Source organism: Brevibacterium sp. XM4083 (assembly GCF_006489205.2).
GTDB lineage: Bacteria > Actinomycetota > Actinomycetes > Actinomycetales > Brevibacteriaceae > Brevibacterium.
Window position 1 is genome coordinate 326,343 of sequence record NZ_VFYR02000003.1, and the last position, 11,251, is coordinate 337,593.

General features: G+C 69.2%; 11 protein-coding genes. 5 read left to right on the plus strand and 6 right to left on the minus strand.

Translation table 11 applies throughout. The annotated features are described in order from the left end of the window. The first annotated feature begins 65 nt into the window (after positions 1-65). Both FJ887_RS10760 and FJ887_RS10765 read left to right on the plus strand, forming a co-directional pair. Positions 66-1,160, plus strand: a complete 1,095-nt coding sequence (locus FJ887_RS10760) for an alcohol dehydrogenase catalytic domain-containing protein (protein WP_137825046.1) — start codon at positions 66-68, stop codon at positions 1,158-1,160. A 48-nt stretch (positions 1,161-1,208) separates the two neighbouring features. Continuing rightward, positions 1,209-1,829 (plus strand): TetR/AcrR family transcriptional regulator, encoded by a 621-nt coding sequence (locus FJ887_RS10765; protein ID WP_137825047.1) that lies wholly within the window; start codon positions 1,209-1,211, stop codon positions 1,827-1,829. 32 nt (positions 1,830-1,861) lie between these two features. Here FJ887_RS10765 and FJ887_RS10770 read toward each other — a convergent pair whose 3' ends face one another. Continuing rightward, positions 1,862-2,239, minus strand: a complete 378-nt coding sequence (locus tag FJ887_RS10770) for a cupin domain-containing protein (protein ID WP_137825048.1) — start codon at positions 2,237-2,239, stop codon at positions 1,862-1,864. A 171-nt stretch (positions 2,240-2,410) separates the two neighbouring features. Here FJ887_RS10770 and FJ887_RS10775 point away from each other — a divergent pair, with 171 nt between their 5' ends. Then, positions 2,411-3,862 carry an NAD(P)/FAD-dependent oxidoreductase gene (locus FJ887_RS10775; protein WP_140955384.1) on the plus strand — a complete coding sequence of 484 codons (1,452 nt, stop codon included), beginning with the start codon at positions 2,411-2,413 and terminating at the stop codon, positions 3,860-3,862. 461 nt (positions 3,863-4,323) lie between these two features. Next, complete coding sequence (locus tag FJ887_RS10780) at positions 4,324-5,493, plus strand: pyridoxal phosphate-dependent aminotransferase (RefSeq protein ID WP_137826595.1); 1,170 nt, start codon at positions 4,324-4,326, stop codon at positions 5,491-5,493. Between the two features lie 42 nt (positions 5,494-5,535). On the opposite strand, the gene FJ887_RS10785 is transcribed toward FJ887_RS10780, so the two are convergent. The 5 genes from FJ887_RS10785 to FJ887_RS10805 form a co-directional block, all read right to left on the minus strand. Next, positions 5,536-6,879 (minus strand): hypothetical protein, encoded by a 1,344-nt coding sequence (locus FJ887_RS10785; RefSeq protein WP_137826596.1) that lies wholly within the window; start codon positions 6,877-6,879, stop codon positions 5,536-5,538. A gap of 252 nt (positions 6,880-7,131) precedes the next feature. Further along, the gene (locus FJ887_RS10790; protein WP_137826597.1) at positions 7,132-7,320 is read right to left on the minus strand and encodes a CsbD family protein; all 189 of its coding nucleotides are present in this window, start codon (positions 7,318-7,320) and stop codon (positions 7,132-7,134) included. A gap of 53 nt (positions 7,321-7,373) precedes the next feature. After that, positions 7,374-7,658, minus strand: a complete 285-nt coding sequence (locus FJ887_RS10795) for a GlsB/YeaQ/YmgE family stress response membrane protein (RefSeq protein ID WP_137826598.1) — start codon at positions 7,656-7,658, stop codon at positions 7,374-7,376. A gap of 291 nt (positions 7,659-7,949) precedes the next feature. Further along, a complete protein-coding gene (locus FJ887_RS10800; protein WP_249356882.1) occupies positions 7,950-8,621 on the minus strand; it encodes a homing endonuclease associated repeat-containing protein in 672 nt (223 codons plus the stop codon). Between the two features lie 37 nt (positions 8,622-8,658). After that, positions 8,659-10,257, minus strand: a complete 1,599-nt coding sequence (locus FJ887_RS10805) for an AMP-binding protein (RefSeq protein WP_249356883.1) — start codon at positions 10,255-10,257, stop codon at positions 8,659-8,661. A 169-nt stretch (positions 10,258-10,426) separates the two neighbouring features. Between FJ887_RS10805 and FJ887_RS10810 the strand changes: the two genes are divergently transcribed. Continuing rightward, positions 10,427-11,236 carry a LuxR C-terminal-related transcriptional regulator gene (locus FJ887_RS10810; RefSeq protein ID WP_140955385.1) on the plus strand — a complete coding sequence of 270 codons (810 nt, stop codon included), beginning with the start codon at positions 10,427-10,429 and terminating at the stop codon, positions 11,234-11,236. Positions 11,237-11,251: the final 15 nt, after the last annotated feature.

Here is an 11,251-nt window from a genome sequence, read left to right on the forward strand (position 1 = left end):
CCGCCTCGTCGAGCCCTCCGTTCCCCGTCAGCCCACCGCACCACGCACCATCACCAAGGAGAGACATGCCCACCGCTTCACGTGCCGCCATCCACACCGCCGGACCCGACCTCACCATCGCCGAGGTGGTCGTCCGCGATCCCGGCCCTGGCCAGGTCCTCGTCAAGCTGGGGGCCTCGGGGGTGTGCGGCTCCGACCGGCACGTCCTCGACGGCGACTGGAACCTGCCGAGCCCCACCGTCATGGGCCACGAGGGGGCCGGCACCGTCGTCGCCACCGGGGAGGGCGTGACCGACCTCGACGTCGGCGACCACGTCGTCCTCAGCTGGTTCTACCCCTGCCTGCAGTGCGCGGCCTGCCGCGCCGGCCGCATGTGGGTATGCACGGGCAGCGGCGCCTCGGCCGGGCTCCTGCCCGACGGGACGACGGCGTTCGCGCAGGAGGATGACCCCGTCTACCCGTACCTCGCCGTCGGGTCGATGAGCGAGTACACCGTCGTCGCGCAACAGGCGGCGGTGAAGATCCCCGACGACGTCCCCTTCGACGTCGCCGCCCTCATCGGATGCTCGATCGCCACCGGCTTCGGCGCCGTCGCCAACGACGCCGCGGTCGAACCCGGCCGCTCGGCGCTCGTCATCGGCGCCGGCGGGGTGGGGCTGAGCATCATCATGTCCCTCGCCCTGGCCGGGGCGAACCCGATCATCGCCGCCGACATCTCCGACGAAGCGCTCGCGCTGGCGTCATCGTTCGGTGCCACGCACACGCTGACATCGGGACCGGACCTCGCCGCCGAGGTCGCCGCGCTCACCGGGACCGGCGTCGACTACGCGTTCGAGGCGATCGGCCGGCGCCAGACGATCGAGCAGATGCCTGAGTGCCTGATGCCCGGCGGCACCGCCGTCGTCGTCGGCCTGCCCCCGGAGGACGATCCGGTCTCCATCGACGCTCTGCTCCTGGCCGAGGAGGGCAAGCGGCTCGTCGGCTCGAACTACGGGTCGACGGTTCCCGGCCGCGACTTCCCGCTGCTCGCCGAGCTCTACCGCGCGGGGAAGCTGCCGATCGACCGTCTCATCACCGATCGGGTCGGCCTCGACGAGGCCAATGCGGCCTTCGACGCGATGCGCGCGGGGGCCCAGGGCCGGACGGTCATCGTCCACTGACCGCCTCCTGACGGGAGGGGATGCGCAACGCTCTGAGAGAATGACGCCATGGCGCGACCGAGCAAGAACATCCTCTCCCCCAGCATCATCGCCGAGGCGGCCCTGACGATGGTCGAGCGCGATCACGATTTCACGATTCCCGGGATCGCGAAGGAGCTCGGGGTCAACCCGTCATCGCTCTACCACCACGTCCGGGGCGGTCGCGACGAGATCATCAACCTCATGCGCGAGGCGCTCTACGGTCGCATCGACCTGGGTGCCGCGACCGCGGAGGGCACCCCGTGGCAGGGCCGGCTGCGGGCGTGGATCCGCAGCTACCGGGCGAACATGGCGAAGCTGCCCGCTGCGATGCCGCTGCTCGTCGGCTCCCCGGTCGACGACCTTCCGACGCTGCGGATCTACGAGGTCGCATTCGCGATCCTCGACGAGATCGGCATCCCCGCCGAGGACCAGGTCGACGTCGTCTCGATGCTCGACGCGGTCGTCCTCGGATCGGCGCTCGATCGCGGTGCCCCGGTGCCGATGTGGCAGCCGGGCGATCATGCGGTCCCGCACCTGCAGCGTGCGGTGCCGTTCGGCGACGACGATGACCGTTCGGCCAGGGGTCTCGAGCTCGCGATCACCGGTGCCGTCGCCGCGATCGAATCCCTCATCGCCGAGGCGGCCTGAGGGCCGGCGTCACCCGCGGGCTGGGCTCGGCGTCAGTCCTCGCTCGGGGCGATGAAGAGCTTCCGCAGCGGGGACTTTTCGATGTACCACCGCGTCTTCATCCCCGCGGTCAGGCGGACGAGAGAGCCGGGTGCCAGCGCGACCGGCTCCTGCACGGGGTCGTCGAATTCGATGCGACCGGCACCGGAGAGGACGAGGAAGACCTCGTCGCCCTCGACATCGCGCATCGCGCCCGTGCTCATCTCCCACAGTCCGTAGTCGACGTCGCCGATCGTCCCGAGCTCGGCGAACGCCGTCGTCGTTTCCGCGGCGGGCCCCTCAGCCTCGGCGGGGTCGAGGCGCTGCCACTCCTCGATCGGTTCGTGGTCGAGAGGGTAGGTGGTCGTGTCGATCGGCTCCGCTGCGCTCATGCGCCCAGTGTAGTCATCGGGACCGGAACGCGAGCACGAAATCCGGAGCCGCCTCGGCGATTTCATATGCCAATACGCACGATCGCAACCATTTACAGCGCGACCAACCTTGGGATAGAACTGAATCCGTACACTCGCAGCAAGCGGGCGCACTCGAACAGGAGAGCTCCATTGACCTACCTCAACGGTGAGGCGTCGTTCTGGCTGGCGCAGTCGCCGGCCGCGCCCATCCCCACCCCACTCCCTTCTGACAAGCAGGACCTCGTCATCGTCGGCGGCGGCATGACCGGGCTGTGGTCGGCCTACTGCGCCCGCCAGGCCCACCCCGACTGGGCGATCACGGTCATCGAAGCGACGACGGTCGGCTACGGTGCCTCGGGTCGCAACGGCGGGTGGCTCTCGACGCTCATGCCCGGCAATCGCGCCCGCTTCGCCGAGGCGGTCGACCGTGCCGTCATCGACGACCCGGACGGCCCGGTCGGCTCGGCCCGACGGACCGGCGTCGAGAGCGTCAGGGCCTTCCAGTCCGCACTCTTCGACTCGATCGACGAGGTCCTCGACGTCCTCGAGACCGAGGGCATCGACGCCGAGGCGGTGCGCGGCGGCCACATCGACATCGCCCAGTCCGCGGCCGGGATGGCCCGCCTCCACGACCTCGTCGAGGGCAACCGCCGGTTCGGCTACGGGCCTGAGGACATGGAGGTCCTCGACGCCGCCGAGACCAGGGCACGGATCAACGTCGACAACGCGCAGGGCAGCGTCTTCGTGCTCGGCACCGCGCGCATCGACCCGGCACTCCTCACCGAAGGACTCGCCCGCGTCCTCCGCGAGCGCGGCGTGACGATCTGCGAGGGCACGCGGGCCCGGCACATCGGCACAGGCCTCGTGTCGACCGAACGCGGCCCGGTCACCGGGGAGACGATCTTCGTCTGCCTCGAAGGGTATTCCGACACCGTCGCCGGTGACCTGCCCGGCCTCGAGGGCCGCCAGGTCATCCCCGTGTTCTCCTCGATGATCGCCACCGAGCCGCTGCCGGCCGAGGCGTGGGAGCAGATCGGCTGGGAGGGTCGGGAGTGCCTCGGCGATGCCGCGCACACCTTCATCTACGCGCAGCGCACCGCCGACGATCGGATCGCCCTCGGCGGGCGGGGCGCCCCGTACGCCTTCGGCTCGGGCCTGCCCGGTGACGGGCGGGTCCCCGCCGAGGTGGTCGACCTGCTCCGCACGCGCCTGTCCTCGCTCTTCCCGACCCTCGATGTCGAGATCGCCCACGCGTGGCGGGGTGCGCTCGGGGTGACGCGCGACTGGTGCGCCGGGATCTTCTTCGACCCCGCGCAGCGCATCGGCGTGGCCCGCGGGTATGCCGGGCACGGGGTGACGGCGACGCATCTGGCGGCGAAGACGCTGCTCGACCGAGCGGCCGGCACGCCGACGCCGCTCACCGCGTTGCCATGGAACGACCACGTCTCGGGGCAGTGGGAGCCCGAGCCGATCCGGTGGCTCGGCATCCGGTCGATGTACAAGATCTTCACCCTCGCCGATGGGTGGGAGCGCATCACCGACGCGAAGAAGACGAGTCTCCTCGCCCGTTTCGGTGCGCGGCTCGCCGGCCTCGCCGAGTAGGGGCGTCTCCCCCGACGCCAGGTCGTTCCAGGCAGGGAATCCGGTGGCGGGTTCAGGGGTGCAGTGCACCAGCGGGGTGCCTCCGGGTCACGCCCGCAGGGGGCACTCCCCCCTCGCACGTCTGCCGTTCTCCGGACGCAGAGTGTCGATTTCGGACTCGATGATCGACACTCTGCGTCCGGAGAACGGCGGCGCGGGGCGCCGGGAGCGTCGGGTCGGCGCGTAGGTGTCGGTTCGGTGCGTAGGTGTCGGTTCGGTGCGTAGGTGTCGGTTCGGTGCGTAGGTGTCGGTTCGGTGCGTAGGTGTCGGTTCGGCGCGTAGGTGTCGCTCCACTGCGTCAGTGCGCGGGGCGGCCGGGCGTGCGGGGCTGGGTGCCCGCTGGGCTGGTTGCCAGCTGCTTGCGGTCGGGCCGAGATCTGCCAGACTCAGCGTGAGGACAGCGACGACGAAGGAGTGCGATCATGACGACCCCGGACCAGCGCATCTCGCCGATGGCGCAGACGTATCCGGCCTCGGACATCCGCAGGATGTTCAACCTCGCGCTCGACCACCCCGATGCCGTCAAGCTCACCGTCGGCGAACCGGACTTCCCCACGCCGGAGCACATCAAGGCCGCCGGGATCCGGGCGATCGAGAACAATGAGACCCGCTATGTCGCCAATGCCGGGATCCTGGGGCTGCGTCAGGCGATCGCGGAGAAGTACGCGGTCCGCTGGGATCGGCCGGTCGGCGTCGAGAACGTCATGGTCACCTTCGGTGCGATGGAGGCGCTCACCCTCTCCCTCGATGTCACGGTCTCGCCCGGGCAGGAGGTCATCATCGCCGATCCGAGCTTCCCGAACTACCGCGGTCAGATCCACCGCCTCGGCGCGGTTGCCGTGCCCGTACCCGTGCGCGAGGACAGCGGCTTCAAGGTCCGCGCCGAGGCTGTCCGGGCCGCTGTCACCGAGCACACCGCGGCGATTATCCTCAACTCTCCGTCGAATCCGCTCGGCTCGGTCATCGATCGGGCCGATCTCGAGGCGATCGTCGACCTCGCCGAGGAGTTCGGTCTCACGATCATCTCCGATGAGGTCTATGACGAGATCGTCTTCGACGATGCGACGTTCACTTCGATCGCCGAGGTGCGGCCCGGGTTCGATCGGCACCTCGTCATCGGCAGCTTCTCGAAGACCTATGCGATGACGGGGTGGCGGTGCGGGTTCGTCATCGCCCCTGCCGATCTCATCGCACCGATGCCGCTGCTCCAGGAGGGGCTGACCTCGAGTCTGCCGGGCTTCGTTCAGGAGGCGGCGATCGCCGCGCTCACCGGCCCGCAGGCGGTGGTGGGGGCGATGGTCGAGTCGTATGCGCAGCGCCGTGACCTCATCGTCGACGAGGTCAACGCCATCGACGGGATGAGCGTGCTGCGCCCCGAGGCGACGTTCTACGCGTTCGCCAACGTCAAGGACTGGGGTCTGAGTTCGTGGGACGTCGCGCTCGAGCTGCTGAGGCACCACGGGCTCGCCACGATTCCCGGGTCGGCGTTCGGCCCCGCCGGTGAGGGCTATCTGCGGCTGACGTTCGCCGTGTCCCCGGAGACGATCAGGGAAGCGTGCCGGCGCCTCGCGGACTTCGCGGCGACGCGGTGAACGCGTGACACTGTGACCCAGCGCTGCGGCCCGGCGCTGCCGTCAGCCGGCGGAATCCTCCTCGACGATGTCGGCGCCGTGGGCGGCAGTGATGGTGACGTTCGTCGGCACGGTGCCCGCCCCGCTGACGTGGACGCCGTCGGAGTTCTCCCCCTCTGCGCGAATCCCGCCGGGGACACTCCACGATCCCACCCGGTCGGCGATCTCGACGGTGACGACGTCGTCGCCGGTGGTCCTGATCGCCCCGCCGACGCTGAGCCGATCGACAGCGCCGCCGGGTCTGATGCTCACGCCCACGGCCTTGAGCCACGTCTGCACTCCTTTGACGAGGCTGAGTCCGGCACCGCCTGCGGTGCTGATGTCGCCGTCGACGGTGACTTCGGGCAACGGCTTCGCCAATTGGATGCCGATCGACCCGTCGCCGTGCGTGGCGATCGCGCCGAAGTGGGCCGAGCCCATGGTGCCCTCGTAGAGGTTGAATCCGCGAGCGCCTCGCCCGAACGTTCGGATGGGGCCGGTCACGGTGAGGGTGCCGATGTCGCTGAAGTTGACGAAGCCGATGCCGCTGGGCCCGTACGAGGTCACCGGGGCCTGTGCGATCCACCGGTTCACCGTGCCCCAGTTGTCGAGGACCATGTCGTTCTGCCCGTAGGTCGTCACCGGTCCCTCGTTGGTCACGGTGTCGACGGTGGCGCCGGTGATGACGAAGACGCCGGCGCTGATGAGGTCGGCCGTCCCGGGCACGATGCCGCCATCGGAGTGGATCGGACCGGTCGTCAGCCGGCCCATGGTCAGCGTGCCGCCGCGTGGGACGGTCTCATCGCCGAGGATGCCGAAGCCGCCGACGAAGACGCCGCTGCCGCGCACGGGCTCGTCCTCCGTGCCGGCGGAGACGTTGACCGCCTCGGCGGTGATCTTGACCGCGGAGTGCGACTGTCGATTCCAGATCGTCAGTGCTCCCTGGAGGGCTTCGACGCCGTAGCTGAAGGGGCGGCGCAGCCGTCCGCGCACGTCGGCAGCGGTGATGGTGAGCGTGTCGATGTCGATGTGACCGGAGCGCACACCGTCCTCGGCGATGAGGGAGACCTGACCGGTGGTCGTGACGTTGTGGAGGCGCAGGGTTCCCCACTCGCGCTGTTCGGTGTCGGCGTAGACCGCGGCCTCGTAGTCGGGCACGACGAGCTCGATGTCCTCGAGCGTGTTGTCCTTCGTCATCAGCACGCCCTTCGAACCGAACTCGAGGCGGCCGCCGCGCAGCGCCGATCCGGGCGGCATGACGATGCGGGTGCATCCGGTGATCGTGCCGTCCACGCGGATCTCGGGGACCGCCTCGGCGAGGGCGGCCTGGAGTTCCTCCACCGTGGTGACTGTGCGTGATTCCGACATGGCTGACTCCTCTGGCTGAGCGACCGCGGGGTTGGGAACGCCCTCAGGTGCGAGAGTAGACCTCTTCGACCGTCGCGGCGAGACCCCTGCCGCGGCTTCAGCACGCCGCGAACGCAACAGGGGCGAGTGCACTTGAGTGCACTCGCCCCTGCGCTGCTGGGACCGCCGCAGATGACGCAGCGCGACCGAGCCGCTGTCCGGTGTGAGATCACCGGAGCCAGGACTCGCTGATCAGCGATCAGCGCTTGTCATTCAGCGACGGTCGGTGACGTCCTTCGCGGTGTCCTTGAGCTTCTCACCGGCCTGCTTGGTGCCGGCGGCGGCCTGGTCGGCCTTGCCCTCGGCCTGCATCTGCTCGTTGTTGATGAGCTTGCCGGTGGCGTCCTTGGCCTTGCCCTTGAGCTCCTGGGCCTTGTTGTCGAACTTGTCCTTCGCGCTCATGGCGATATCCTTTCGTTGTTCCAACAGGTGATCCGGAAGAGACCGGATCGTGGTCAGGCAGCGTTCTTGCTGCGGTTCTTGATGATCAGTCCCCAGACGAACGAGAACACGATCGCGCCGATGACGGCGATGAAGAACGAACCCCACGACCAGGGATCCGAGAAGACTGCGCCGATTCCCTTGCCGCCGAAGAGGCCGAAGAGGAGGCCACCGACGAAGGCGCCGATGACACCGAGGATGATGGTGCTGATCCAGCCACCACCCTGCTTGCCGGGCAGAATGAGCTTCGCGAGCGCTCCCGCGAGCAGTCCGACGATGATCCAGCCGATGACAACCATGATTCCATCCTTCTCTCTAGGGAACGGAGCCCGCAGACCGGCAGGCCTGCTTGGTTCCATTCCACCTGTACAGACGCAGTGACACTACAAACCTCACGCACATTTTTCAAGGATTTTTCCCGGAGTTTCACCCAGGTGAACTTGCCGTGTCGGATCACGCAGTCGGGCGTTTCCCCGCGCAGGCCCCGCGCTCACAGGGCAGGCGGCCGTCGAGGTCAGGGTTCCGACGCCGTCAGCGCGGGTCGGCATCGATACCATCGGTTCCGTCGCGACGACGGCTCCGCGATCGGGTCAGGTCGCCGAGGCGAGCGCCGCGTTCCAGCTTCCGTAGAACTTCCGCACCGCGGCAGCCGAGGGCACCTCGCCCTTGTGCGCCGTCGCGTACTCCCCGTACTCCTTGTACGTGGCGCCGACGCCGCGGGATTCGCAGTCGGCGACGAAGGCGGCGATCGCCCGATCGTAGGCAGCGGCGTCGAAGCGCAGCTGCCCTTTCGCGCGGCCCGTGCTGCTCGTCGCCAGTCCCGCGGCCGTGAGCGCATCGTTCCACGATCCGAACCGCTGGACGGCGGTCTGACTCGTCGGCGGCCAGAGGCTCGCGCCCTTGCCCGAGCCGATGCCGAGGTGACGCAGCAGCGCGGTGCGCTCGGCGTCGTAGCGTGCCGCGGTCAGGCCGGGCTTCGTGTCACGACGGCGGATGGAGCCGATCGCCTCGGCCACCTCGGTGACGGTGCGATCGACGAGTGCCGCATCGTCGGGGAACTGGGCGGACAGCGTCGCCTCCACCTCGGCGAGGATCGTCTCATCCGGCGCATCGAGGCCCACGGTGGTGCCGGCCGGTGCGGCGGCCTCGGTCGATGCCGTGGTCGCCGGTGTCGTATCGGTCGTGCGCGCGGACGCGAGCAGCAGCGCCCCGAGCACCGCAGGAGTGGGGGTGTGGGATCTGTCGCGCGCTGCATCCGTCATCCCCACCATCCTACGGGGCGGCTGAGACCTTGAGATCTCAGACCTTGAGATCTCGGAGGACGAAGCGCTGGATCTTTCCGCTCGGCGTCTTCGGCAGCTCGTCGACGATGTGGACCCGGCGCGGATACGCGTGTGCGCCGTACGTGGTGCGCACGGCGTTCTGCAGCCGTTCGACGAGGTCGTCGGTGTCGGAGGAGTCCCCGAGGACGACGAAGGCCTCGATGACCTCGCCTCGCACCTCATCCGGGCGTCCGACGACGGCAGCCTCGACAACGGCGTCGTCGGTGACGAGGATGCTCTCGATGTCGAAGGGGGCGATTCGGTAGCCGGCGGCCAGGATGATGTCGTCGTCGCGGGAGGCGAAGAAGAAGTCCGGTCCTTCCGCCCGGCCCATATCGCCGGTGAAGTACCACCGGCGATCCGGCGTGAACCGCTCCGCCGTCTGGCGTGGTGCGTCGACGTAGCCGGTGAACCACATCAGCGGGCTGTCCTCGACCGAGAGCGTGATCGACCCGCCGGTCGTACCGGCGACGAACCCGGGCAGCGCCTGCCCCATCGACCGGTCGGCGACCGTGGAGCGAAGACGCTCGTCCCACGCGTTGCCGATGGCCATGCCCTGTTCGGTCTGTCCCCAGTGGTCTCGCACCGTCACCCCGAGCGCTCCCGGTGCCCAGTCGACGACGTCCGCGGTCAGCGGCTCTCCCGCCGAGGAGGCTGCGCGCAGGGGTGCGGCAGCGGTGATGCCCGACTTCTTCAGGGCGCGGTAGATGGTGGGGGCGGCCGCGAGGTTGGACACCTGCAGCTCGTCGAGGAGGCGCCCGGTCGTCGCGGGGTCGAAGCCGCCGGCGAAGAGGATGTTGGGCACACCGATGGCGAGCGGTCCGACGATGCCGTAGTAGAGGCCGTAGGCCCATCCGGGATCGGCCGCGTTCCAGAACACGTCGTTGTCGGCGACGCCGAGACCGTAGCGCATGTAGGCGATGAAGGCGGCGAGCGCGGAACCCGGCACACCCACGGCCTTGGGGGTGCCCGTGGTGCCGGAGGTAAAGAGCTGGAGGAACAGACCGTCCCCGCCGATCGCCTCGGCGGTGTCGAGCGGTTGACGCGCATCGATCTCCCGGTCGAGGTCAGGGCCCGTCCCGAGCACGGGAACATCGATCCCCTCGAGTTTGGGCTGCTGGGCGGCATCGGCGACGATGAGCGCGGCATCAGCCCCGGTCACTCGGGTCGCGATCGCCGGTCCGGCGAAGGCGGTGAACAGAGGCACTTCGACCGCGCCGAGGCGCCAGAGCGCCATGAGGACGATCGGCAGCTGCCGCGTCTTCTCCATGAGGACGCCGACTCGCGATCCGCGCCCGACGCCGAGTTCGCGAAGCAGCGCGGCAAGGCGCTGGGAGCGATCGGCGAGTTCGCCGAACGTGAGGCGGTAGGGGTCGAGTCGCTCGTCGACGCAGACGAACGCGGTGTCGGCTGCCGGGCGACTGTCACAGAGCACCTCGGCGAGGCAGAGGTCGGCGACCGTGAACCGACGGCGCAGCTCCTCGACCTCGGCCACGATGTCGGGATGTTCCTGCCACGGGGCGGGCGCCACCGCGACGTCCTCGTGCACCTGTCCGGTCGTCATTGCCTCGTTCATTGTGCGCTCCTCGCTGTCGGTCGTCATCGTCCGGTCTCGACGGCACCGTGGTCCCGTGGGCCGCTGTGTCGAGTCGTTGAAGCGAGACTAGGCAAGGCGCGCATCGTTGACTACCCTCCGAAGTGGGCAGCGGGTGCTGCCGAGGCGATGAGGCGCGGATGGGGCGGCGATGGGCATGGAGCACGACGAGCGCATTCGACGGTCGCTCGATCGCGTGCGCACCGGCACCGGTGTCGACCTCGCCTTCGGCGGGGTGGTCGACGACTCCCGCGGTCTGCTCCTCTCCCACTTCTTCGGGCCCACTGTCGGTGCGCTTCCGGGCGTCACGCTGTCCTACGATGCGGGGCTCGGCGGTCGCACGGTCGCTCTGCGGCGGCCCCTGGCCGTGGCCGACTATGTCGAATCGGAGGCGATCTCCCACCACTACGACGGGGTGATTAGGGCTGAGCGCCTGCGGGCGATCGCTGCGGCCCCGGTCGTCGTCGACCGTGAGACCACGGTCGTTCTCTATGCCGCGTTCCGCAGCGACGCCGTCATCGCCGACCGCATCCTCTCGACCCTGACCGACGAAGCCCGCGAACTCGAGCACGCGCTCATCGTCGCCCGCACGCAGCAGCTCGAGAGCGACGCCGAGGCGGCCCGCACTCTGCTCAACCGGATCCGATCCGTTCATGGGCAGCTGCGGGCACTGAGTGCCGCGGTCACCGACAGCCGCTTGCGCCGTGAGCTGCGTGAGATCGCCGAGGGGCTCGCGCTGCCCGAGCAGCGTGAGCCGACGGTGCCGGTATCTCTGACCGAGCGGGAGACCGATGTCCTGGCGCTCGTGGCGACGGGCATGACGAACCGGGAGGTCGCCGAGGCGCTCGGTCTCACCGTGCTCACCGTCAAGGCGTATATGAAGGCGCTCATGGCGAAGCTCAATGCCCGAACCCGGTACGCCGCGGTCATCGAGGCGCAGGAGACGGGTCTGCTGCCGTAGTTGCATGGGCCCCGT